Source organism: Microbacterium arabinogalactanolyticum, from assembly GCF_030268005.1.
GTDB classification, from domain to species: Bacteria; Actinomycetota; Actinomycetes; order Actinomycetales; family Microbacteriaceae; genus Microbacterium; species Microbacterium arabinogalactanolyticum.
This window is the reverse complement of record NZ_BRZC01000007.1, coordinates 1,037,411-1,059,533: the sequence shown is the minus strand read 5'-3', so window position 1 is coordinate 1,059,533 and position 22,123 is coordinate 1,037,411. Positions and strand designations below refer to the sequence as shown.

Annotated in this window: 21 protein-coding genes; 13 read left to right on the top strand and 8 right to left on the bottom strand. The window is 71.0% G+C overall.

Features of this window, described 5'->3' with window-relative positions; genetic code table 11:
* Positions 1 to 702 (top strand): GntR family transcriptional regulator, encoded by a 702-nt coding sequence (locus MIAR_RS16515; protein WP_285638148.1) that lies wholly within the window; start codon positions 1 to 3, stop codon positions 700 to 702.
* Positions 703 to 713: 11 nt separating this feature from the next.
* Complete coding sequence (locus MIAR_RS16510; RefSeq protein WP_285638555.1) at positions 714 to 1,388, top strand: N-acetylmannosamine-6-phosphate 2-epimerase; 675 nt, start codon at positions 714 to 716, stop codon at positions 1,386 to 1,388.
* Between the two features lie 33 nt (positions 1,389 to 1,421).
* Here MIAR_RS16510 and MIAR_RS16505 read toward each other — a convergent pair whose 3' ends face one another.
* Both MIAR_RS16505 and MIAR_RS16500 read right to left on the bottom strand, forming a co-directional pair.
* Entirely contained in the window at positions 1,422 to 1,589 is a 168-nt protein-coding gene (locus MIAR_RS16505; protein ID WP_285638146.1) for a hypothetical protein, read from the bottom strand.
* A gap of 26 nt (positions 1,590 to 1,615) precedes the next feature.
* Positions 1,616 to 2,740, bottom strand: a complete 1,125-nt coding sequence (locus tag MIAR_RS16500) for a helix-turn-helix transcriptional regulator (protein ID WP_285638144.1) — start codon at positions 2,738 to 2,740, stop codon at positions 1,616 to 1,618.
* A gap of 159 nt (positions 2,741 to 2,899) precedes the next feature.
* Between MIAR_RS16500 and MIAR_RS16495 the strand changes: the two genes are divergently transcribed.
* From MIAR_RS16495 to MIAR_RS16485, 3 genes are all read left to right on the top strand, one after another.
* On the top strand, positions 2,900 to 4,324 hold the full coding sequence (locus MIAR_RS16495) for an FAD-binding oxidoreductase (protein WP_285638142.1): 1,425 nt from the start codon (positions 2,900 to 2,902) through the stop codon (positions 4,322 to 4,324).
* Between the two features lie 33 nt (positions 4,325 to 4,357).
* Entirely contained in the window at positions 4,358 to 4,873 is a 516-nt protein-coding gene (locus tag MIAR_RS16490; protein WP_285638140.1) for a hypothetical protein, read from the top strand.
* 140 nt (positions 4,874 to 5,013) lie between these two features.
* Positions 5,014 to 6,396, top strand: coding sequence for an FAD-binding oxidoreductase (locus tag MIAR_RS16485; RefSeq protein WP_285638138.1), 1,383 nt, complete (start codon positions 5,014 to 5,016; stop codon positions 6,394 to 6,396).
* Between the two features lie 12 nt (positions 6,397 to 6,408).
* Here MIAR_RS16485 and MIAR_RS16480 read toward each other — a convergent pair whose 3' ends face one another.
* Positions 6,409 to 7,041, bottom strand: a complete 633-nt coding sequence (locus MIAR_RS16480) for a metal-dependent transcriptional regulator (protein ID WP_285638136.1) — start codon at positions 7,039 to 7,041, stop codon at positions 6,409 to 6,411.
* Between the two features lies 1 nt (position 7,042).
* Positions 7,043 to 7,369 carry a hypothetical protein gene (locus tag MIAR_RS16475; RefSeq protein WP_285638134.1) on the bottom strand — a complete coding sequence of 109 codons (327 nt, stop codon included), beginning with the start codon at positions 7,367 to 7,369 and terminating at the stop codon, positions 7,043 to 7,045.
* A gap of 162 nt (positions 7,370 to 7,531) precedes the next feature.
* Here MIAR_RS16475 and MIAR_RS16470 point away from each other — a divergent pair, with 162 nt between their 5' ends.
* Entirely contained in the window at positions 7,532 to 10,108 is a 2,577-nt protein-coding gene (locus tag MIAR_RS16470) for a rhamnogalacturonan lyase (RefSeq protein ID WP_285638553.1), read from the top strand.
* A gap of 90 nt (positions 10,109 to 10,198) precedes the next feature.
* On the opposite strand, the gene MIAR_RS16465 is transcribed toward MIAR_RS16470, so the two are convergent.
* Entirely contained in the window at positions 10,199 to 11,476 is a 1,278-nt protein-coding gene (locus tag MIAR_RS16465; RefSeq protein WP_285638132.1) for an Nramp family divalent metal transporter, read from the bottom strand.
* Between the two features lie 210 nt (positions 11,477 to 11,686).
* Here MIAR_RS16465 and MIAR_RS16460 point away from each other — a divergent pair, with 210 nt between their 5' ends.
* From MIAR_RS16460 to MIAR_RS16450, 3 genes are all read left to right on the top strand, one after another.
* On the top strand, positions 11,687 to 12,325 hold the full coding sequence (locus MIAR_RS16460) for a TrmH family RNA methyltransferase (protein WP_285638130.1): 639 nt from the start codon (positions 11,687 to 11,689) through the stop codon (positions 12,323 to 12,325).
* Positions 12,326 to 12,415: 90 nt separating this feature from the next.
* Positions 12,416 to 13,627 carry a sensor histidine kinase gene (locus tag MIAR_RS16455; RefSeq protein ID WP_285638128.1) on the top strand — a complete coding sequence of 404 codons (1,212 nt, stop codon included), beginning with the start codon at positions 12,416 to 12,418 and terminating at the stop codon, positions 13,625 to 13,627.
* Entirely contained in the window at positions 13,624 to 14,277 is a 654-nt protein-coding gene (locus tag MIAR_RS16450) for a response regulator (RefSeq protein WP_285638126.1), read from the top strand. Before MIAR_RS16455 ends, MIAR_RS16450 begins: the two co-directional genes overlap by 4 nt.
* 147 nt (positions 14,278 to 14,424) lie before the next feature.
* Here the strand turns inward: MIAR_RS16450 and MIAR_RS16445 are convergent, their stop codons facing one another.
* Positions 14,425 to 14,559 carry a hypothetical protein gene (locus MIAR_RS16445; protein WP_285638124.1) on the bottom strand — a complete coding sequence of 45 codons (135 nt, stop codon included), beginning with the start codon at positions 14,557 to 14,559 and terminating at the stop codon, positions 14,425 to 14,427.
* Between the two features lie 6 nt (positions 14,560 to 14,565).
* Here MIAR_RS16445 and MIAR_RS16440 point away from each other — a divergent pair, with 6 nt between their 5' ends.
* The gene (locus MIAR_RS16440; RefSeq protein ID WP_285638122.1) at positions 14,566 to 15,690 is read left to right on the top strand and encodes a hypothetical protein; all 1,125 of its coding nucleotides are present in this window, start codon (positions 14,566 to 14,568) and stop codon (positions 15,688 to 15,690) included.
* Positions 15,691 to 15,885: 195 nt separating this feature from the next.
* Complete coding sequence (locus tag MIAR_RS16435) at positions 15,886 to 17,601, top strand: acyl-CoA dehydrogenase family protein (protein ID WP_285638120.1); 1,716 nt, start codon at positions 15,886 to 15,888, stop codon at positions 17,599 to 17,601.
* Here the strand turns inward: MIAR_RS16435 and MIAR_RS16430 are convergent, their stop codons facing one another.
* Positions 17,602 to 18,936 (bottom strand): MATE family efflux transporter, encoded by a 1,335-nt coding sequence (locus MIAR_RS16430; RefSeq protein WP_285638119.1) that lies wholly within the window; start codon positions 18,934 to 18,936, stop codon positions 17,602 to 17,604. It lies immediately after the preceding gene.
* A 106-nt stretch (positions 18,937 to 19,042) separates the two neighbouring features.
* Positions 19,043 to 20,530 (bottom strand): HNH endonuclease, encoded by a 1,488-nt coding sequence (locus MIAR_RS16425; RefSeq protein WP_285638117.1) that lies wholly within the window; start codon positions 20,528 to 20,530, stop codon positions 19,043 to 19,045.
* Positions 20,531 to 20,713: 183 nt separating this feature from the next.
* Here MIAR_RS16425 and MIAR_RS16420 point away from each other — a divergent pair, with 183 nt between their 5' ends.
* Complete coding sequence (locus MIAR_RS16420) at positions 20,714 to 21,283, top strand: DnaJ family domain-containing protein (RefSeq protein ID WP_285638115.1); 570 nt, start codon at positions 20,714 to 20,716, stop codon at positions 21,281 to 21,283.
* A gap of 373 nt (positions 21,284 to 21,656) precedes the next feature.
* Positions 21,657 to 22,055 (top strand): type II secretion system protein, encoded by a 399-nt coding sequence (locus tag MIAR_RS16415; RefSeq protein ID WP_285638113.1) that lies wholly within the window; start codon positions 21,657 to 21,659, stop codon positions 22,053 to 22,055.
* Positions 22,056 to 22,123 lie beyond the last annotated feature (68 nt).

The window sequence follows — 22,123 nt, the reverse complement described above, 5'->3', positions numbered from 1 at the left end:
ATGCATAAGTACGAGGTGCTGGCCACCGACCTGAGGTCGCTCGTGGCGACGATGTCGGCGCACGAGCCGCTTCCCTCCGAACGAGATCTCATGGTGCGCTACGGAGTCAGCCGTGCGACGGTGCGCCAGGCGATCGGCCGGCTCGTCGACGAGGGGCGCCTCTACAACGTGCACGGCTCCGGCACCTTCGCGGGCTCGAACGACCTGTTCACCAAGTCGCCGAAGCTCACGTCCTTCACGGAGGACATGCGCAGCCGCGGGTTCGAGCCCTCGTCGCGGGTGCTCTCGGTGAGCTCGGTGCGCGCGTCGGCGGCGACGGTGGCGATGCTGCAGCTGGACGCGGATGAGAAGTGCACGCAGATCCGCCGTCTGCGTCTGGCGGACGGGCATCCGATGGCGCTCGAGGAGGTCACGATCCCGGCGCGGTTCCTCGAGGTGGAGGACTTCGACATGACCGCCTCCCTCTACGAGCAGTTCGCCGCACGCGACCTCGACGTCTACCGGGCGGAGCAGGAGGTGCAGGCGGTCTCGGCCGATTCCGCGACCGCCGACCTGCTGGGTCTGGCGGCCGGAGGCGCCTGCCTGCACGTCACCCGGGTCGGCTCGACCCGTCGCGGACTGCTGGTCGAGCACGGGCAGACGTGGTACCGCGGTGATCGGTACTCGTTCCAGTTCGCGGTGACCAGGGAGCACGAGAAGTGACCCCGGAGCAGATGCTGACCGCACTGGCCGGACGTCTGGTCGTCTCGTGCCAGGCGTACCCCGGCGAACCGCTGCGCACACCCGACTCCATGACCCGGATGGCACTGTCGGCGGTGGCGGGAGGTGCGGCCGGCATCCGCGCCCAGGGGATCGAGGACATCGCGATGATCGACGACTGCGTCGACGTGCCCCTCATCGGTCTCTGGAAGATCGGGACCGAAGGGGTCTTCATCACTCCCACCCTGGAGGCCGCCCTGGCGTGCGCCCGGGCGGGCGCCGACATCGTCGCCGTGGACGGCACGCGCCGCCCGCGACCGGACGGCCTGTCGCTCGCCGACGTGGTCGCCGGGGTGCACGAGCAGACGGATGCCCTGGTGATGGCGGACGTGGGCAGCCTCGAAGACGCCCGTCACGCCGAGGACGCCGGAGCGGACGTCATCAGCACCACCCTCGCCGGGTACACCCCCGAACGGGAGCGCACGCGCGGCCCTGACCTCGAGCTGCTCACGCAGATCGTCCGCGCCACCGCGCTCCCCGTGTTCGCGGAAGGGCGCATCCACACCCCTCAGCAGGCGGCGGATGCCATGGCCGCCGGCGCGACGGCCGTGGTCGTGGGCACCGCGATCACGCATCCTGCGACCATCACGTCGTGGTTCGCCGCGGCCGTGGAGCACGACGCGAACTGACGTCCGCCGGGATGCGCGCCGGTCGCGGCGGGCTCAGCCGTTGTGGGGGCCCCGCGGACGGTCGTCGTCGTCCCAGGGACCCTCGTACCACTCGCCCTTCTGGTCGCGCTTGGGGCGCTTGAGCAGCTGCAGGGTCAGCACGGTCAGGCCGGTCAGGCCGATGACGAGCATGACCAGGAAGAGCATGTCCTGCTGAGTCATCGGCGTCCTCTCTCGATGGGACCAGCCTAGCCCGGCAGGTACCAGCCGGACGGGCCCACCGGCTGGTCGTTCCTGGTGAGGTACTGGTCCAGGTACACCTTCGTGATCAGCTCCCGCCGGCTGCGGACGCCCGCCTTGTCGAAGATCGACTTGAGGTGGTCCTGGACCGTGTAGGCGGACAGGTGCAGGGTGCCGGCGATGTCCCTGGTCTCCGCGCCACGCAGCACCATCGCCGTCACGTCGCGTTCGCGCGGAGTGAGCGCGAAGGCGGCCACCACCAGGTCGACGACCTCCGATGGACGCGCCTCCTCGATGGTCACGACCACCTCACCGGTCACGCCGTCGCACGCTGAGAGCGGCGACGCGTGCAGCACGAGCCAGATCCCGGAGCGCGTGCGCACGCGGGCTCGGGGGAGCGCGGCATCCGGCGTCGCGACCATCCGCCTCGCCGCCGTGACCAGGGCGTAGACCGTGCCGATGGGGTCGGTGCTGTCGGCCGCCTCGCCCAGCTGCAGCAGACGCTGCTGGGCGCCGGAGCTCATCCGCGCGATCTCGTCCGCGGCATCGATGATCACCACCGCGGGGCCGTCGACCGAGGTGTCGATCATCGGCGCGCCGCCCAGCTGCGCGAGCGTGCCGACCCGGACTCCGCGGGCGAACGCGCCGGAGAGTCCGGCCGCCCAGGCCACCTCCCGCTCGTCGAAGGCCCGATCGTCCGCGCCGCGGAACAGCGCGATCCCGCCCCAGAGACCGGCGCCGTCACGGAACGCCAGGCGCAGCTCGTCGTCGTAGCCGAACATCGGGCGGATCAGCCGGTCCAGACGCACCGACGAGCCCTCATCACCCAGCCCCGCGGCGCGCATCCCCACCGCCTGCGTGATCGCGCTGAAGGTCGTGCTCTCGGCGCCGCCGTACTCCAGGATCGCGAACAGCGGGTCCGAGGCATCGTGCAGCGCGAGATCCCCGAACTTGCGGCCGCTGGTGAGCATCTCCGTCACGGGGTCGTGCGTGCCGATGCACGCGGCGAGGTGCGGAACCACGGTCCCCAGCACGGTGCGGGCCTCGTCGAGGAATTCGTCCACGGGCAGGCCCGCACGCGAGAGCACTTCTATGTCATTTGCGGCGCGCTCGGCCGCGAGAGTCCCCAGCATCGCCCCAGTATGGCCCGCCGTCCGCAGGAGCGACATCCCATTCTTCTGGGAGATGAGAGTGCCCGCTCATCTGGGATGTTCGCGCCGATGCCACGGGCCGCACAGTGGAGCGATCGGCGCGGCATCCGCTGCGCCCCGAATCCCATCAGGAGCTTGACCATGTCCTCCCCCGTCCGCATCGAGACCGCGCCGCACACGGCCGGCGCCGTCGCATCCGCCCTGCGCGGCATCGACGGCATCCTCACACCCGGCGACGCCGGATACGACCAGGCGCGTCTCGCCTGGAATCTCGCCGCCGACCAGCATCCCGCCGGCATCGCGGCACCGGAGCACCTCGGCGACGTGCTGCGCATCGTCCGCGCGGCCGCCCTCGCCGGTGCGCGCATCGCGCCGCAGAGCACGGGCCACAATGCGATGCCTCTCGCTCAGGGCGGCCTCGACGACGCACTGCTGCTGAGGCTGCACGCGCTCACCGGTGTCGACATCGACGTCGAGCGCCGTACGGCACGGGTGATCGGCGGCACGCTGTGGCGCGATGTCATCGCCGCGGCGGCTCCGCGCGGACTGACCGCGCTGCACGGCAGCGCAGGCGACGTCGCGGTGGCCGGGTACGTGCTCGGCGGCGGCCTGTCGTTCTACGGTCGCGCGCACGGGCTCGCCGCCCACAGCGTCCGCTCCTTCGACGTCGTCACCTCGTCCGGCGAGCTGGTGCACGCCTCTCCTGACTCCCACGCCGGTCTCTTCTGGGCTCTGCGCGGCGGCGACGGCGGGAACTTCGGCGTGGTCGTCGCGATCGAGCTGGACCTGCTGCCCCTCGCCGACGTGCACGCGGGCTTCCTGCTCTGGGACATCTCCGCGGCGCCCGTCGTGCTCCCGGCGTGGAGGTCCTGGACCGAAGGGCTGGACCACGCGGTCACCACGAGCCTGCGGATGCTGCGTTTCCCGCCGCTTCCCGAGCTGCCGCCCTTCCTCAGCGGACGATCGCTCGTCATCATCGACGGCGCCGTGCTCGCGGAGGACCATCGAGCCGCGGAGCTGCTCGGGCCGCTGCGTGAGCTGCAGCCGGAGCTCGACACCTTCGCCCGGATGCCGGCCATCGGCCTGCTCGATGTGCACATGGACCCGCCGGTCCCGTCGGCGGGCGTCAGCGATCACCTCATGCTCGGAGCCCTCGGTGACGAGGCGCTCGCGGACCTGCTCGCGGCAGCCGGCCCCGATGCCATCGGTGCACCGGCGATCGTGGAGCTGCGTCAGCTCGGCGGCGCGCTCGCCGAGCCGGAGGATGCCGCGCTGTCGCGCCTCGACGGCGAGTACACGCTGCTCGCGATCGACATGGTCCCCGTGCCGGAGATGATTCCCGGGGCCCTCGCGCGCGTCAGCGCGGTCGCCGAGGCGATGCGACCGTGGGCCGACGGCGCCCCCTACCTCAACTTCGTGGAGGCCGCAGGAGGTGCCGCCGGTTCCTTCCAGATCGAGGTGATCGAGCGGCTGCACCGCGTGCGCGCGCTCTACGACCCGATGCGGCGCATGTGCGCCGCGCATCCGCTCCCCGCGATGCCCGGCCGGCCTGCACCCGCGGTCTGACGGATCATCGCAGCAACAGGAAGAGAGAAGCACATGTTCCGAAACCGCACCCTGGGCGCGCTCGCAGCGGCCGCCGTGCTGGCGCTCGTCAGCGCGGTTCCCGCGCAGGCCGCGCCCGCGCAGAATCCGTCCGACACCAACAGGACCGTCGCGACAGTGCGCGCCGCGGTCGCGAAGTACCACGACGTGCAGCGCGCCCTCGACGCCGGCTACGTGCCGCTCGGTGAGTGCACCGAGTCGCCTGACGGCGCGATGGGCGTGCACTTCATGAACCCGGCGCTGGTCCGGCCGGGCGCCGTGGTCGATCCGTCGGCACCCGCGATGCTCACCTTCGGCCCCTCGCCCTCGGGCGGGATGGAGCTGTGGGCGGCGGAGTTCTTCGAGCCCGATGTGGGGCAGCCTCACCCCATGCTCGGCTCGGTGCCCTTCGACGGCCCCATGCCGGGTCATGAGCCCGGGATGCCCACGCACTACGACCTTCACGTGTGGGTGGGCAAGCACAACCCGGCGGGGATCTTCACCCCGTTCAACCCGAGTCTGCACTGCTGACCGGGAGTGCATCGCGGCCGTCGTCCGGAGCTGGGGCCGGACGACGGCCGTTCTCCGTGCCCGATCGCGGGCCGGATCCTTCCGGAATCTCCGTGTTCTCCGGGATGTCCGGAGCGCAGCCGGCGGCGCACACTCGAGCCATGACCATCCTCACGCCTGCCCTGGACCCTGCCGCGCTGCGTGCGATCCCCGGGCTGATCCTGCCCGGCGACCCCGGATACGACGAGGCTCGCACACCCTGGAACCTGGCTGCGGACCAGCATCCGATCGCCGTCGCGGAACCGACGACGATCGCCGACGCGGCGCGCATCGTGGGCGCCGTCGCCGCCCTCGGGCTGCGCATCGCCCCGCAGGCGAGCGGCCACGGCGCGATGCCGCTCGCGGAGCGGGGGCTGTCGGATGCCGTGCTGCTGCGCCTGCACCGACTGACCGGCGTCTCGATCGATGCCGAGCGCAGGGTGGCCCGCGTGATCGGCGGCACGATCTGGCGGGAGGTGGTCGACGCGGCCGCGGCGCACGGACTCGCGGCGCGACACGGCAGCTCGCCGGATGTGTCGGTGTCGGGGTACGTGCTCGGCGGCGGGCTGTCGTTCTACGCGCGCGAGCACGGGCTGGCCGCGCATCATGTGCGCGCGTTCGAGATGATCACCGCGGAGGGTGACCTGGTGCGCGCCTCCGCCGACTCCGAGCCCGAGCTCTTCTGGGCGCTGCGCGGTGGTGGCGGCAGCTTCGGCGCGGTGGTGGCGCTGGAGATCGAGCTCCTGCTGGTCGCCGAGGTGCACGCCGGCATGATGCTGTGGGACATGTCGGCGGCATCTGCCGTGCTGCAGGCCTGGCGCGACTGGACTCGTGATCTGGACCGCTGCGCGACCACCAGCCTGCGGCTGATGCGGTTCCCCCCGATTCCCGAGCTGCCTCCGTTCCTGAGCGGCCGCGCGGTGGTCGTGATCGACGGCGCCGTCCTCGCCGACGAGGCGCGATCCGCCGATCTCCTCGCACCGCTGCGCGCGCTCGACCCCGAGCTGGACACGTTCGCGCGGATGCCCGCGGCGGGGCTGGTCGACGTGCACATGGACCCGCCCGTCCCGTCGCCGGCGGTCGGCGATCACGTGATGCTCGGTGAACTCGACGACGCCGCACTCGCGGCTCTGCTCGACGCGGCCGGACCGGATGCCCAGGATGCCCCGCTGTTCGCCGAGCTGCGGCATCTGGGCGGGGCGCTCGCCGAGACGCAGGATGCCGCTGTGCCCGGCTTCGCGGGGGAGTACGCGCTGTTCGCTGTCGACCTCGTGCCGGTGCCGGAGCTCATCCACGCGGCGACCGCGCGGGTCTGCGCCATCGCCGACGCGATGCGCGGCTGGGCTCACGGTGCGCCGTACCTGAACTTCCTCGACCGCATCACCGACACGAGCACCGCGTACGCACCCGACACGGCGCAGCGGATGCGGCGCGTGCGCGACGCCTTCGACCCCGCGCGCACCTGGCTGGCCGCGCATCCGATTCCTGAGGGCGCCCCGGCCTGAGGGGGCGTCGCGTCAGGCGGTGACCCAGATCGCGTCGACGGCGCCGTCGGGGAGCGCGGTGGCGGTGCCGTCGACGCGGACGCCGTCGGGGGACGCCGTGAGCTCCACGCCCACGGCGATGCCGGCGTCCTCCAGCGCCTGCAGCAGCTCGGGGTCCCGGTCGCTCACCCGGAGCACGCGGCCGGAGTGGCCGTCGATCGCGTCGGCGAGCAGCACGAATGGCTCCCGGTCGACCCGGCCCTCGGCATCCGGGATCGCATCGCCGTGCGGGTCGAATCGCGGGCGTCCCAGCCGCTGGTCGATGCCCTCGAGCAGACGGTCGCTGATGGTGTGCTCGAGCACCTCGGCCTCGTCGTGCACCTCGTGCCAGGCGTAGCCGAACTCGCGCACGAGCCAGGTCTCGATGAGGCGGTGTCGACGCAACATCTGCAGGGCGCGCTCGCGCCCGGCATCCGTCAGCCGCACCGCGCCGTACGGCTGGTGGGAGACGAGCCCTGCGGCCGAGAGCTTCTTGACCATCTCGGTCACACTCGACGGGGCGATGCCGAGTGCGGTCGCGAGCTGCGAGGGCGTGATCGGGGCGTCCTGCCACTCGGTGTGCGCGTAGACCGTCTTCAGATAGTCGTCGAACGCGGGGGAGGGCACGTCACCCTCCCAGCGCGGCGAGCACGCCGAAGGCGGCGCTGCCGGCGAAGAACATGGTCGCGAAGCCGGCCATCGCGGCCAGCAGCGACAGGCGGCCGTCGTAGTCGTTCACGCCCCTGGTGCCGATCGCCCGCGCGCGGAAGGCGAGGAACAGCGTCATCGCGCCGAGCACCAGCTGCACCCACGGGCCACCGGCGGGCAGCAGGCGCGGCCAGGCGATGAGCACCACGCCCAGCGCGCCGGCGATGAGCGCGAACCAGGTGCACAGGCGCATCGCGCGACGGGCCTGCGAGTCGTCGCGGTGCTTCTTGGCGGGGGCGGAGGGCATGGCTTCGAGCCTACCCGGGACGTTCGGGCAAGCGGACGTCGACCTTTGTACATCGATGTAATGAATCGTCTCAAATCTCTTGATCCCCGACGCTGCGCGCGATAGTTTCAGGTCGCGCGGAAAGCGCTATCCAACGGGGCCCAGCCCAGAGGAGTTTCAATGATGAATCCCAGATCCCTTCCCTTCCGCACGTCACTGGCGGTGGTGGCGGTCGGATGCCTGCTCGCCGGCGGAGTGCAGTCGGCATCGGCATCGGCATCGGCATCGGCATCGGCATCGGCATCCGCGTCGGCATCCCCCGCCGCGCCGCAGGCGCGATCCAGCGCGCCGCAGCTGGAGACGCTCGACCGCGGCCTGGTGGCCGTCTCGACGAGCGACGGCGTCTTCCTCAGCTGGCGTCTGCTCGCGTCGGAGGTCACCGGCACGACCGACACCGGTCAGGCCGGGCCCGACTTCGCCGTCTACCGCGACGGCGAGCGGGTCGCGGTGGTCACCGACAGCACGAACTACGCGGATGCCGCCGGAACGGCCTCGTCCGAGTACACGGTCGTGCCCGTCGTGCACGGCGTCGAGCTGGCGGCATCCGATCCGGTCACCGTGTGGGCGCAGGGTCACTACGACCTCCCGCTGCAGAAGCCCGCCGACGGCGTCACGCCGAAGGGCGAGGCGTACACCTACTCCGCGAACGACGTGTCGGTGGGTGATGTCGACGGCGACGGGCAGTACGAGTACGTCGTGAAGTGGGACCCGTCCAACTCCAAGGACGTGTCGCAGCGCGGGTACACCGGCAGCGTCTACCTCGACACCTACGAACTCGACGGGACCCTGCTGAACCGGCTCGACCTCGGCGTGAACATCCGCGCCGGCGCGCACTACACGCAGTTCCTCGTCTACGACTTCGACGGCGACGGCAGGGCCGAGACCATGCTGAAGACCGCGCCGGGGACCAAGACGATCCGCTACGCCGCCGACGGCTCGATCGCCTCCGAGCGCTACATCACCATGCCCAAGAGCGACGTGAAGGCGGGCTACTCGAACACTGACGACTACCGTCTCAGCGCCGCCGACTACGAGCAGCATCTCGTCGACATGTTCCTGGGCTGGAGCGACCGGCCCGAGGTGCGCTCCGGACAATGGCCCGCCACGCTCGAGGAGGCGTGGGGGATGCCGGTCACGCACGAGTACCCGCTCAGCCGTGCGGATGCCGAGGAGCTCGCCGACACGTTCATCGACGTGTATGCGCCGAGCCGCAGCGCCAAGAACCTGCTGCGCGAGTTCGAGGGCTTCATCGTGGACGGTCCCGAGTACCTGAGCGTCTTCGACAGCGCGACCGGCAAGGAGCTGCAGACCATCGCGTATCCCACCGAGCGCGGAGACGACGGCCTGCTCTGGGGCGACTACGCGATGGCCCGCATCGAGCCGGCCAATCGCGTCGACCGCTTCCTCTCGGGCGTCGGATACTTCGACGGACAGCATCCTTCGGCCGTCTTCGCCCGCGGCTACTACACGCGCACCACGATCACCACGCTCGACTGGGACGGCAAGCGCCTGACCCAGCGGTGGCAGGTCGACAGCGGCCAGGTGCCCATGACGAACCCGTTCAACGACTCGCCGCACGGGCGGGACGGCACCGACCCGGTGTACGGCGGCATCACGACTCAGGGCGATCATTCGCTGAGCCTGGCCGACGTCGACTCCGACGGCAGGCAGGAGCTCGTCTACGGCTCCGCCACGATCGACGACGACGGCAGCCTGCTGTACAGCTCGCATGACGTCCTCCCCGAGGGCAGCGCCGACCCCGGTGCCGACGTCCGCCTCGGACACGGTGACGCCATGCATGTGACGGACATCGATCCCTCCCGCCCCGGCCTGGAGATCTGGACGGCGCACGAGGGCGGCGCGTACGCGCCGTACGGCTCGGTGCTGCGCGATGCCGCGACCGGCGAGGCTCTGTTCGGTGCGTACTCCGGCAAGGACACCGGCCGCGCGATGATCGGCGACGTCCGTCTGGACGTGCCGGGCATCGAGGTGTGGTCGAGCATGCCGGGCGGCACGGATGCCAGCGGACTGCTGAGTGCGAAGGGCGAGATCCTCTCAACGGCGACTCCCGGCACCAACATGTCCATCCGCTGGGCCGGCGACCTGACCACGCAGATCGTCAACGGCAGCGGCACCCAGACGCCGACCATCGACGATTGGACGCGCGGCCGGCTGCTGACCGCGGACGGCACGCTGACCAACAACGGCACGAAGGGCAACCCGTCGCTCGTCGCCGATGTGCTCGGAGACTGGCGTGAGGAGCTGCTCGTGCGCACCGCGGACTCGAGCGCGCTGCGCTTCTACACAACCACCGAGCCGACGTCGCACAAGCTGGCGACGCTGATGCAGGACGTGCAGTACCGCGTCGAGACCGCACGGCAGCAGACGGTGTACAACCAGCCCGCGTACACGTCGTTCTATCTCGCCAGCGACATCGACTGGGTGAAGGCTCCGGTGCTGACTGCGCCGGTCACGCCTGCGGCGCCGGTGTTCAAGGACAGGCCGGGCACCGCGCACGACGAGGTTCGGCTGCCTCGCGTCGCCGGCGTCACGTTCTACGTGAACGGCGTGAAGGCCGACGCGGCCAACGCGAAGGTGCGCGCCACCGGCGAGGTGTCGGTGGTCGCGGTTCCGGACGCCTGGTACCGCATCGCTGACGGCGCCGCGTCGCAGTGGACGGCGACCCTCGGCGACCGCTGATCGGCTGTCCTCTGCCTGGGGCGCGTCTCGCTCCCGTCGCACGTGCCTGTGCGACGGGAGCGAGTGCGTGTCCGCAGGCTGCCGGCCGGGTCAGCCCGTGGCGACCAGCCAGAGCAGTACCGCATTCAGGGCGATGATCAGCACCGAGAACAGGATGCCGAGGAACGTCGTCAGGCGGCGGTTGGCGTGCTCGCCGAGCGTGCGCCGCTGGGCGGTGAGCGCGACCAGCGGGATCAGCGCGAACGGGATGCCGAACGAGAGCACGACCTGGCTGAGCACCAGCGCGAGCGTGGGGTCGAACCCGACTCCGAGGATGACCAGCGCCGGGATCAGCGTGACGAGCCGGCGCGCGAGCAGGGGGATGCGCACGGTGAGCAACCCGTGCATGATCTCGGCGCCCGCGTAGGCGCCCACCGATGTGGAGGCGAGGCCGGACGCGAGCAGTCCGACCGCGAACAGGGTGCCGATGAGCGGGCCGAGGTTCGCCGTGATCGCCGCGTGCGCGCCCTCGAGGGAGTCGGTGCCCTCGACCCCCGCCAGGTTGGCGGCGGCCACCAGGAGGATGGCGAGGTTCACGGAGCCGGCGATGAGCATCGCGATCGTCACGTCCCAGCGGGTGGCGGTGAGGAGGGTCCGGATGCTGTGGGAGCGGGAGACCGTGGCCGGGAACCGGTCCCTGGCCAGGGCGCTGTGGGCGTAGATCGCGTGCGGCATGATCGTCGCGCCGAGGATGGATGCCGCCAGCAGCACGGAGCCGCTGTCCGCGAAGCGGGGCAGCATCCCGCCGACGACTCCCGCCGGGTCCGGCGGGGCGACCACCAGGCCTGCGACGAAGCCGACCACGATCAGGGCCATCAGGCCGATGATGACGAACTCGAAATGGCGGGCGCCGCGGCGCGAGTGCACGGCCAGCAGCACGATCGAGACGGTTCCGGTGATCACTCCGCCCAGCAGCAGGGGGATGCCGAACAGCAGGTTCAGTGCGACGGCGCCGCCGAGCACCTCGGCGATGTCGGTGGCCATCGCCACGAGCTCGGCCTGCAGCCAGTAGGCGCGACGCGCCCACGGGTTGCGGATGCGGGCGCCGAGCACCTCGGGCAGGCTCCTGCCGGTGACGACGCCGAGCTTGGCGGACAGGTACTGGATCAGCCAGGCCATCACGTTGCCCGCCAGCACGACCCACACCAGCAGGTAGCCGTAGCGCGCGCCGGCGGTCATGTTGCTGGCGACGTTCCCCGGGTCGAGATACGCGACGCCGGCGACGAGCGCCGGTCCGAGCAGGCTCAAGCCGGTCCACGGCACACGGATGCCGCGTCGGGGCACCTCCTGGTCGACCCCGGTCTCCTCGATCCGCGCTGATTTAGGCATACCGAAATCCTAGCGTGTTTTCGGTATGCCTAAAAGTCATGTCGGGTGGCCAGATCGCGGTTCGTCCCGCTCTCCGCGCCGTCGGATCTCCAGGTCGCAGTTCGTCCCGCTCTGACGCGCGAATTCCGGGGCGAATCGCGACCTGGATGCCAGCGCAGCCGGGAATCCGGCACGAACTGCGACCCAGCGGCCGCCCGATAGCCTTGCGGAGTGGAAGAGCACGCCCCCGACCCGACGCCTGAGCGCACGACGCACGGCGTCGGACCCTGGCAGGGGGAGTGGCCGGTCGGGGACTGGTACGACCGCGAGCTGCTCGAGCACGGCGACACCCGCAACGTGATCGACCGGTACCGGTACTGGCGGATGGAGGCGATCGTCGCCGATCTCGACCTGCAGCGGCATCCGTTCCACGTCGCCATCGAGAACTGGCAGCACGACATGAACATCGGCTCGATCGTGCGCAGCGCCAATGCGTTCCTCGCCGACACTGTGCACATCATCGGCCGCCGCCGCTGGAACAAGCGAGGTGCCATGGTCACCGACCGGTACCAGCACGTCGTGCACCACCCGGACGTGGAGTCCTTCGCCGCCTGGGCTTCCGGCGAGGGCATCCCGATCATCGCGGTCGACAACGTGGGCGATGCTGTCCCCGTCGACCGGGCCGAGCTTCCGGAGCGCTGCGTGCTGCTGTTCGGCCAGGAGGGCCCGGGGCTCTCCGAAGAGGCGCTGGCCGCGGCATCCGGGCACATCGAGATCACCCAGTACGGGTCGACCCGATCGATCAACGCCAGCGCGGCGGCGGCCGTCGTGATGTACGAGTGGTGCCGCCGGTACGCCCGGCAGGCCTGATCGGGTCCGCCGCGATTCCGCGGCGGTGCAGGGCGGACCTCACCCGCGCGGGTGATCCCCTCGCGCAGGGCGCGTGAGAGCATGAGGGCGATGTCGACGCCGTCCGCCGCCGCGCCCCGCCCCTCCGGGTGGGCGTTCTGGCTGCGCCCCGACGTGCTGATCGCGGTCGGCGCGATCGTGCTGCTGCTTCCCGCCAGCATCGCCGCGCTCGTGCAGCTGGGCGTGCCCGTCGACACGGCCCCGACCGTCGTGGTCGCCGCCCTGCTCGCGCTGCTGCTGGCCGCGCCGCTGCTCGCCGTGCGGCATCCGGTCGCGGGCTTCGCTGTCGCCACAGCGGTCATGGCTCTGCTCGCGGTGCTGCCGCCGGCGGTGGCTGTCTCCGCGGCGCTGTACCCGTCGGGCGTCGGCTATCTGCTGTGCCTGGGCCAGGTCGCGTCGCGCTCGCCGCGACTGTGGACGCTGGTCGCCTGGGGAAGCGGCATCCTGGGCGCCGGGCTGATCGCGCTGACCACTCTCGAGTTCGTCTCCGGGGTTCCGGCCGATGCCGGGCTGCGGATGGGCGCGTTCGCGGGGCTCGCCGCCGCCGTCACGGCCGCGGCGGCGGTGGGTCTGCTGCTGCGTGCCCGCAGGACGCAGGCCGAGGAGCGCACGCAGGCGCGGGTGCGTCAGGCGATCGACGACGAGCGGATGCGGATCAGCCGCGACCTGCACGACGTGGTCGCGCACTCCATGACGGTGATGATCGCGCAGGCCGACGTCGCCCGTGCACTGCTGCGCGACGACCCCGTGCGTGCGGACGCGGCGCTCGCGACGGTCGCCGACACGGGGCGCGAGGCGCTGCGCGGGATGCGATCGGTCGTGCGCACGGATCCGGATGCCGCCAGGGCGCCCGCTCCCACCCTCGACGATCTGCCGGCGCTGGTCGACGCCATCCGCAGTCCGGTCTGCGAGGTCGCTCTGGAGGAGCGCGGCGCGCGTCTGCCGCTGCCCGTGCCTGCGGTGGTCGCCGTGCACCGCGTGGTGCAGGAGGGTCTCACCAATGCGGTGCGTCATGCCCGGCATCCGGTGCGGATCGACGTGGTGCTGGAGTGGGCGGATGCCGAGCTGCGCGCGACCGTGACGGACGACGGCGGTGCGGGGCCCGCGGAGGCGGGCCTCGGCACAGGGGCGGGGCTGATCGGCCTGGCCGAGCGCGTGGAATCCGTCGGCGGCATGCTGGCCGCGGGTCCGGTGCGGCCGCGCGGGTGGGTGCTGGCCGCGCGGATCCCGGTGGTCGTGCCCGACCGGAAGGGGGCGGCATGAGTGTCCGCGTGCTGATCGTCGACGATCAGGAGCTCTTCCGCGACGCGATCGCGCTGACCCTGGGGCGCGATCCGCGCATCGCCTCGGTCGTCGCCGTCCCGGGAGGCGCCGAGGCGATCGAGCACGTGCGCGCGCACGGTGTCGACGTGGTGCTGATGGACATCCGGATGCCCGCGATCGACGGCATCGCGGCGACGCGCGAGGTCCTGCGGATGAGGCCCGGTGCGCGCGTGATCGTGCTGACCACGTTCGACCTCGACGAGTACGTGTACGAGGCGATCCGCGCCGGCGCGAGCGGATTCCTCACCAAGGACGTCTCGCCGGCCGAGCTCGCGGATGCCGTGATCGCGGTCGCCGCGGGCAACTCGGCCATGTCGGAGAGCGCCACGCGGGCGCTGCTCGGGTTCGTGCGCGGAGGCACTCCGATCGCGGCATCCGAGGCGCTCGACGTGCTCAGTGCGCGCGAGCAGGATGTGGCGCGCGCCCTCGCGACCGGGGCTTCGAACGAGCAGATCGCGCAGCGGCTGTTCCTCTCCGAGAACACGGTCAAGACGCATGTGAAGGCGGTGCTGGCGAAGCTCGGGCTGCCCGACCGCGTGCACGTGGTGATCTGGGCGTACGAGAACGGCGTGCTGCGGCCCGGCGCGTGACGACGGGCCGACGGCGGCTGGAACCTTGCCCGGTCCAGCCGCCGGATGATGCGCGATCGCATCGGCGTCGCGCCCGCACGGTTCCGTGACCGGTTCGCCGTGCAGGTGAGCGGAGATTCCTCAGCAGTGAGGTCGTGCCGAGAGGGCTCAGTGCTCGTGCTTCGCGCAGCGATGGGTCAGCAGACCGGCCTCGCGCTCGGAGGCCGTCGTCGCGAGATCACCCGTGCGGGTGAGCGGATGCCCCTCGCGGGCGATGGCAGCCTGCCGCCGGTTCTCGAGCATGGAGTCATGAACATTCGACTCCGCATCCCTGTCCTCGCGGTGGCTGCTGTCGCCGCGGCGTCCGTCGCCGTCGTCAGCCTGCTCCGGCTGCTGCTGTCCGGGGCGGTCGACGCTCTCGACGACCTCGATCCGGGCGTCGTCGGCACCCTGTTCGGCGTGATCGCCGAGCAGACCGTCGGGCTGGCCGGCGGTCTCGCCGTCGTCGCGGTGGTGGTCGTCGCGATGGCGTCCGCATCCCGCGGCGCACCGCGCACCGCCTGGCCGCAGCGCGTCGCCGCTGTGCTGTCGGGCGTGCTGGTCGCGCTCACCTCACCGGGCGGGATCATCCCGCTGGCCGGTTACCTCTTCGCGTTCTCGGTGCTCGCCGGCATCGTCGCGGCGACCGTGCTGCTGGTGCTGCGTCGCCCGCTGGCCGGCATCGTCGTGGCCGGGCTTCTCGGCGCCGTCGTTGCGGTGGCCGTGCTGGGGTTCGACGCACCCGCCCTGTTCGCCTCGGTCTCGGGCGGGTTCGTGGCGGCCGTCCCCGCGATGCTCGTCTCTCTCGCGCACATCGGTGCGGCCACGGCGATCGTGCTGTGGACCATGCTCGACGCCGGCGCCTCGCGCAACGGGTTCGCCGCGTGGGTGCGGCGTCACCGGGTCGCGATCACCGTCACGGCGGCGCTGTGCGCAGCCCCGTACGTCATCGCCCGTGCCAGCTGGCTCACGCCGTGGCCGCTGTTCGCGCCCAACGCCGAGGTGCTCGACGCCGATCCGTCGATGCGGCTGCTGGGGCTGGTGCTCGGTCTCGGGATGCTGACCGGCGGCGTGCTCACGCTCGGTCTGGTGCGGCCGTGGGGCGAGCGGTTCCCGCGCTGGATGGCGGGTCTGGGCGGACGCCGCGTGCCCGTCGGGCTGGCGGTCGTGCCGGCGAGCCTGGTCGCGGTGCTGTTCACGTTCGGCGGGATCGACTTCCTGGTGATGGCCGCGACGGGGCCGAAGGTGGTCGCCGGGGTGCTGGAGATGGCGCTCATGCTCCCGTTCTGGCTCTGGGGCCCGCTGCTCGCGCTCGCGACGTGGGGCTACGCGATGCATCGCCGGGGCGAGCGGTCGCAGACACCGCACCCTGCCGAGGCGGTCGCTGCCGGCTGAATCACCCGCCGCGCAGGCCGAGGTCATCAGCGCATCGACGTCTGAACGAGACGATCGATGCGCTGGTGCATGCCCGGGACGGCGAGTGCTTCGCATTGCGGACGTGTTCACGGGAGCCGGAGAGGAACATCCGATTCCCTTGAGACGCAGTCTCGCGTAAACTGACGCTCAGTCTCAAACGGATTGGAGTCCGCCATGGCATCCGACTACACCCCGCCGGTCGACGATTACCGCTTCCTGTTCGGCGAGGCGTTCGGCCTCGACCTGGTCGCGCGCGGCACGGGAGGCGCGTTCAGCGCCGAGGACGCCACCGAGATCATCGCGGGTGCGGGCGAGTTCGCCGCATCGGTGCTGGCTCCGCTCGAGACCGTCGGCGACCGCGAGGGTGCGCGCCTCGAAGACGGTCAGGTGCATCTTCCGGCCGGGTTCGCCGAGGCGTATCAGGCGTTCGTCGAGGCGGGGTGGGTCAGCGCCGAGGCGCCCGAGTCCGCAGGCGGAGACGGGCTGCCCGGCAGCATCCGCGCCGGTCTCGGCGAGATCTGGAACGGCTCCAACGCCGCGTTCGCGCTGTGCTGGCTGCTGACGGCGGGCCAGATCCACGCGCTGGATGCCGCGGCATCCGACGAGCTGCGCGAGACGTACCTGACCAAGCTCGTCGCCGGCACCTGGACCGGCACGATGAACCTCACGGAGCCCGACGCCGGAACCGATCTGGGCGCGATCCGCACGATGGCGACGCCGCGCGCCGACGGCTCGTGGGGCGTCAGCGGCCAGAAGATCTTCATCACCTGGGGCGACCACGACGTGGCCGAGAACATCGTGCACCTGGTGCTCGCGCGCACGCCCGACGCCCCCGCCGGGGCCAGGGGGCTGTCGCTGTTCGTGGTGCCCAAGTTCCTGCCCGATGCCGCCGGTGACCCGGGCGAGCGCAATGCGGTCACGACGGTGGCCGTCGAGCATAAGCTCGGCATCCACGGCAGCCCGACCTGCGTGCTCGCCTACGAGGACGCCACGGGGTATCTCGTCGGCGAGGTCGGCGGCGGGCTCGCCGGCATGTTCGTGATGATGAACTCCGCGCGTGCGGGGATGGGGTTCCAGGCGACCGGCATCTCGGACCGCGCCTATCAGCAGGCTGTCGCGTACGCGGATTCGCGTCTGCAGGGGGCGGTGCTCGACCGTCCGGCGGGCACGCCGATCGCCGGGCATCCGGATGTGCGCCGCCTGCTGCTGTCGATGCAGAGCCGTCTGTTCGCGATGCGTGCGCTGGGCGTGTACCTGGGTGACCTGTTCGACCGGGCCGAGGCCGACGGGACGGGCGCGCTCGCCGAGTTCTTCGTGCCGGTCCTGAAGGGCTGGGCGACGGAGGATGCCGTGGCGCTGACCAGCGACGCGATCCAGGTGCACGGCGGCATGGGCTTCATCGAGGAGACCGGCGTCGCGCAGCACTACCGCGACGCGCGCATCATGCCGATCTACGAGGGCACGACGGCGATCCAGTCCAACGACCTGATCGGCCGCAAGGTGATCCGCGACGGCGGCGCGACGGCGGAGCAACTGTTCGCCGCGATCTCGGCGACGGTGTCCGATCTGCGCGCTGTCGATAACCCGGTGGCTGCGCGCACCGCCGATCGCTTGTCGCGGGCTGTCGATGCAGCACGTGCGGCGACGGCATCCGTGGTCGGCTTCGGCCAGACCCGCGACGCCTACGGCGTGAGCGTGCCGTACCTGATGCTGCTCGGCACGCTCGCCGGTGGCTGGATGCATGGGCTCGCGGTGCTCGCCGTGCTCGCGCACGCTTCTGTCGATGAGGTGGATGCCGCGCGCCTGGTGTCCGCGGACTTCTACGGCGCCCACCACCTGCCGCGCGTGCACATGCTGGCGGAGACGGTGGCGGCGGGCGAGGTCGCCTGACTAAGCGGCCGCCCTCGTCCACTGGTCGGTGCGGACGCGCCAGCCGAGGGTGCCGAGGCGGGCGAGCAGGTAGACGCCGAAGAATGCGACGGCCAGCCACAGCAGGCCGACGGTGCCGTCGATGCCGGTGGCGGCGATGATCCACAGCGCCGGCAGGAACGGCACCAGGTTCAGCCCGCCCGCGATGGCGAGGTAGCGGGCGTCGTTCGCGCCCATCAGCACGCCGTCCAGCACGAAGACGACGCCGGCGATGGGCTGGGCGACGGCGAGCACGATCAACGCCGGCTGAACCTGGGCGGCGATCGCGGCATCCCCGGTGAAGACGATCCCCAGAACTCCGGAGAGTGCTGCGACGAGCGCGCCGACGAGGATGCCGAACCACACGCCCCAGGCGGTGGTGCGGCGCAGCACGCGGTGCACCTGGGTGAGGTCGCCGGAGCCGAGGCTCTTGCCGATCAGGGCCTGCGCGGCGATCGCGAGCGCGTCGAGCGCGAAGGCCGCGGTGGAGAAGATCGTGAACGCGATCTGCCAGCCGGCGAGCTCCTGCGTGCCGATGCCGGTCGCGATGGCGACGGTGGCGAGCAGGGCGATGCGCAGGCTGACGGTGCGCAGGAACAGCCAGCCGCCGGAGCGGGCGGTGCCGCGGATGCCTTCGCCCTGCGCCTTCATCGAGGCGCCGTGCCGGATGGCGAGACGGCGGATGACGAGCACGTAGGCGGCGACCATGCCCCACTGCGCAGTGACGGTGCCGAACGCGGAGCCGGCGATGCCCCAGCCGAAGCCGTAGATGAAGATCCAGTTCAGCAGGGCGTTGGCGCCGAAGCCGAGGCCGGCGATCCAGAGCGGCGTGACGGTGTCCTGCATGCCGCGGAGCAGGCCGGTGGCGGCGTAGACGATGAGCATGGCGGGCAGGCCCCACATGGAGATCGTCAGGTAGGTGCGGGCTTCGACGGCGACGGTGTCGGCGGCGCCGAACAGGCTGACCAGCCAGGGGGTGGTGAGGGCGCCGACGATCGCGAGGACGGCGCCGAGGCCGAGGGCGAGCCACATGCCGTCGATGCCGACGGAGACGGCGTCGCCGGGGCGGCCCGCGCCGAATCGGCGGGCGACGGCCGGGGTGGTCGAGTAGGCGAGGAAGATCATCAGGCCGACGATGGTCTGCAGGACGGCGCTGGCGATTCCGAGGCCCGCGAGCGGGGTGGTGCCGAGATGGCCGACCATCGCCGCGTCGAGGATGAGGAACAACGGCTCGGCGACGAGTGCTCCGAGTGCCGGCACGGCGAGGTGCAGGATCTCGCGGTTCAGCGACGGGGGAGCGGATGCGGGGGATGCCACCTCACGAGCCTATGGCGTGCGGGCGGAGGGGTCGTCTCCAGCCGGGCTTCGGTGCTGGGCCGGCGAGGTCGCGTAGTCGCCGGTCCCTGGATTGCCGGCCACGAACTCAGGCGGCGATGTCGTAGCGGGCGCGTCCGCCGAGTTGTGGGGTGCGGGTGGGGTCGATGTGGGCGGGTGGGATGAACCAGACTTTCGCGTGCACGTTGACTCCGGTGCCGTGATGCCGACCCGTGCCGCCGCCGGCGGGTTGGCTCGCGCCTGCTCCGGGTGGGCTGTCGATTCTGATGTTCCACCCGTTGTCGTGGATGCGGTGGTGGCAGGATTCGCAGAGCAGGACGCCGTTGGACAGGTCTGTCGGCCCGGTGTCGCGTTTCCACCAGTTGATGTGGTGGACCTTGGTCATGTGGGGTGGGAGTCCGCATCGTGCGCACCCGCCGTCGCGTTCGATGAGGGCGAGTTTCTGGGCCCGGGTGAACAGGCGTCGTTCGCGTCCGAGGTCGAGGATCTCACCATCGGAGCCGAGCACGCACGGGATGACACCACCGGCGGCGGCCATCCGCCGGATCGCGGTCACGGAGACCGGCTGGTCGGTCCCATCGATGGTGCCGTGCCCGGTGCCGGTCTCGAGGTCGCCGAGGTCGACCCTGACGATCACGGTCGCGCCTGCGACGGGGGCGGAGGTTTCGCAGCCGATCACGTGCCCGCAGAACAGGGTGAGCGCGTCGGCGCGCATCATCGCGACCGTCCGGCGGTCCTCATCCACCCCGCCCGCGCCCGTGAGGCCCGCCCCGGGAGCGGTCGAGGCGCCATCGGCCCCGGCATCCCCGTCCGCCCTGCGTGCGGCGACCGCCGCGGCCTCGGCGTCCTTGCGTGCCTGGAACTGGGCGGTGACGTATCCGTCGATCGCGGTGCGGATCGGTGCACCGGATTCCACGTCGGTGACAAGGCTCAGGTGCAGCATCCCGTCGCGTTCGAAGAAGGTCAGTGACCGGGACGCACGGCGCTCCTCCTCACGTGCTTCGAGCTTGTCCTGCTCCAGCACGATCTCGGCTCGTTTGACGAGTCGGCGCACATCATCCAGGGACAGTCCGACTGCGCGTTCCACGAGCCGCTCTTCCACGTCCGCGACGACGTCCCGGTCGCCTCCGATGCGGGCACGGTCCAGGAACTCCACGATCACCGCGGCCCCGGCAGCACCCACCTCACCGGCGGACAGCGCCACCTCCACGGCGGGGTATTTCGCCGGCATCCGCTCACCGACCAGATCCACCCGGGGCGCCACCGCCTCCCCGACCCTCACCAGCCGCGCAGCATCCCCCGTCGAAACCCCGGTCGTCGCAGCGATCAGAGCTGCGGGCGTCCGGAACCCGGCCTGCTTCGCCAGCGACTCCGCCCCCAGCTCCGCACGCGACTCATGCGCGATACCGGCCGCGACCCGTGCCTGGAGGGCATCCAGAGCCCGTCGAGCCGACCCGATCGCCGCATTCAAGGCCATCAGATCGGCCCGAGCCAACCGGTCATCATCGTCAGCATCCGCCCACACTGCATCGAGGACCGAGACGGCTTCGTGCAGGTTGACCAGGGGAGCTGACATACCACAACGATACGGAGCCTCGCGCCGTCTATCAAGCATTTATTCTACACTAAGCCGACAAGAATCATCTAAAATCAGAACATAGATACGATTACGGCGGATCCGCTCCCGAGCCCGATCCGAACACTATCTGCGCCTCCCGACACGGCCGTCGCATACCCTGGAAGCACCGGAGGTGATCCGATGTCCGACGCGATGAGCAATGCCGCCCGCTATCGAGCGCAGCGGGACGCGGGCGAGCAGCCCGAGCCCGAGCAGCCCGCCGAGGCGCCGATGGTGCTGAATGCGCAGAACAAGTCGGAGTTCGTCGAGACGGCGATCCAGCTCGCGATCCGGCAGGGCGTCTTCGATGACCTGCCCGGCGCGGGCAAGCCTCTCGAAGGGCTCGGCACGCACCACGATCCGGACTGGTGGATCCGCAGGAAGATCGAGACCGAGAACCTCTCCGGTCTCGGCCCGCCTGCGCTCTTGCTGCGCGTCGAGGACCGCGGACTCGACGACGACCTCGATCGGCTCGGCCGTGAGGAGGACGTCCGCGGCGTGCTCGAGGACTTCAACCGCCGTGTCATCGAGGCGCGTCGCCAGCTGCTCGGCGGCCCGCCGGTCGTCACGAAGACGCGCGACGTCGACGCCGAGGTGGCGGCGTGGCGCGAGCGTCGCACCACTGCGCGGGCGGTCGCGGATGCGGATGCTGCGGAGCAGGCGGATGCGCAGCCGCGACGCCGCCGCGGATGGTGGCGGCGCTCGGCGTGACGCGGCGGCGGCTCGGTCGGTGACGACGATCTGACCGGACGCGCCCACCGCTCCCGACGCCGATGGGAGCCAGGGAAGGTCGCTTCTGTCAGGTCGCCCGAGATGGCGCGGATGGGCGCGCTCCCACGGCGACGGGCGGAGGGCGTTGGATGCTGGACGGCGTCCAGTTCATCGCCGTGACCGGACCGTGACTTTTGGGTCTTGTGGAGCGGATGCTGTGGGTCCAATATGTGCTCAAGGAGCCGCTCAATACTGGGATGGCGGCGGCTCCGAACTCTGGGGACCGGGACTGACGGTAATCGACAGGCGCTGCTGGGGCGCGCCGGCGCACAGAGGGCTTTCCCCTACCCGCCGTCCCGGAGGGAACTCTGTCATGGGCACTATCCACCGCCTCATCGAGGCAAAGAAGGCTGAGCGGCAGGAGCAGGGCAAGGATGCCGGCTTCTCGCTCATCGAGCTGATCATCGTTGTCGTGATCCTGGGCATCCTGGTTGCGATCGCGATTCCGATCTTCGGGAACATCCAGAAGACCGCTCAACAGAACTCTGTCGCTACGGCTGCTTCCAGTGCTGCATCGGCAGCTGCCGCAGCGCTCGCGGATTCTGACACCACGACTACCCCGGCATCTGTGGCGACGAAGATGACGACGACCGACATCAGCGTCACGGTCGTTGGGACATTCACCACCATCGACAAGGTCTGTATGCAGGCCGATAAGGTCGCTGGTTCCAGCTGGGATGTGACTGCGGTCAAGGCCGGCCCTGGCTGCTGATCGACTCCTGACCTTCGAAGCGGAGGCCCTTCCTCGGGCCTCCGCTTCGGCAACCTCCTTTGAGGACT

What these genes read in the sequence shown, in the direction of transcription:
- MIAR_RS16435 (WP_285638120.1), top strand. Translation starts at nt 15,886, where the DNA reads ATGGCATCCGACTACACCCCGCCGGTCGACGATTACCGCTTCCTGTTC.
- MIAR_RS16445 (WP_285638124.1), bottom strand. Translation starts at nt 14,559, where the DNA reads ATGCTCGAGAACCGGCGGCAGGCTGCCATCGCCCGCGAGGGGCATCCG.
- MIAR_RS16420 (WP_285638115.1), top strand. Translation starts at nt 20,714, where the DNA reads ATGTCCGACGCGATGAGCAATGCCGCCCGCTATCGAGCGCAGCGGGAC.
- MIAR_RS16475 (WP_285638134.1), bottom strand. Translation starts at nt 7,369, where the DNA reads ATGCCCTCCGCCCCCGCCAAGAAGCACCGCGACGACTCGCAGGCCCGT.
- MIAR_RS16500 (WP_285638144.1), bottom strand. Translation starts at nt 2,740, where the DNA reads ATGCTGGGGACTCTCGCGGCCGAGCGCGCCGCAAATGACATAGAAGTG.
- MIAR_RS16440 (WP_285638122.1), top strand. Translation starts at nt 14,566, where the DNA reads ATGAACATTCGACTCCGCATCCCTGTCCTCGCGGTGGCTGCTGTCGCC.
- MIAR_RS16495 (WP_285638142.1), top strand. Translation starts at nt 2,900, where the DNA reads ATGTCCTCCCCCGTCCGCATCGAGACCGCGCCGCACACGGCCGGCGCC.
- MIAR_RS16425 (WP_285638117.1), bottom strand. Translation starts at nt 20,530, where the DNA reads ATGTCAGCTCCCCTGGTCAACCTGCACGAAGCCGTCTCGGTCCTCGAT.
- MIAR_RS16465 (WP_285638132.1), bottom strand. Translation starts at nt 11,476, where the DNA reads ATGCCTAAATCAGCGCGGATCGAGGAGACCGGGGTCGACCAGGAGGTG.
- MIAR_RS16485 (WP_285638138.1), top strand. Translation starts at nt 5,014, where the DNA reads ATGACCATCCTCACGCCTGCCCTGGACCCTGCCGCGCTGCGTGCGATC.
- MIAR_RS16470 (WP_285638553.1), top strand. Translation starts at nt 7,532, where the DNA reads ATGAATCCCAGATCCCTTCCCTTCCGCACGTCACTGGCGGTGGTGGCG.
- MIAR_RS16450 (WP_285638126.1), top strand. Translation starts at nt 13,624, where the DNA reads ATGAGTGTCCGCGTGCTGATCGTCGACGATCAGGAGCTCTTCCGCGAC.
- MIAR_RS16515 (WP_285638148.1), top strand. Translation starts at nt 1, where the DNA reads ATGCATAAGTACGAGGTGCTGGCCACCGACCTGAGGTCGCTCGTGGCG.
- MIAR_RS16505 (WP_285638146.1), bottom strand. Translation starts at nt 1,589, where the DNA reads ATGACTCAGCAGGACATGCTCTTCCTGGTCATGCTCGTCATCGGCCTG.
- MIAR_RS16490 (WP_285638140.1), top strand. Translation starts at nt 4,358, where the DNA reads ATGTTCCGAAACCGCACCCTGGGCGCGCTCGCAGCGGCCGCCGTGCTG.
- MIAR_RS16415 (WP_285638113.1), top strand. Translation starts at nt 21,657, where the DNA reads ATGGGCACTATCCACCGCCTCATCGAGGCAAAGAAGGCTGAGCGGCAG.
- MIAR_RS16455 (WP_285638128.1), top strand. Translation starts at nt 12,416, where the DNA reads ATGTCGACGCCGTCCGCCGCCGCGCCCCGCCCCTCCGGGTGGGCGTTC.
- MIAR_RS16510 (WP_285638555.1), top strand. Translation starts at nt 714, where the DNA reads ATGCTGACCGCACTGGCCGGACGTCTGGTCGTCTCGTGCCAGGCGTAC.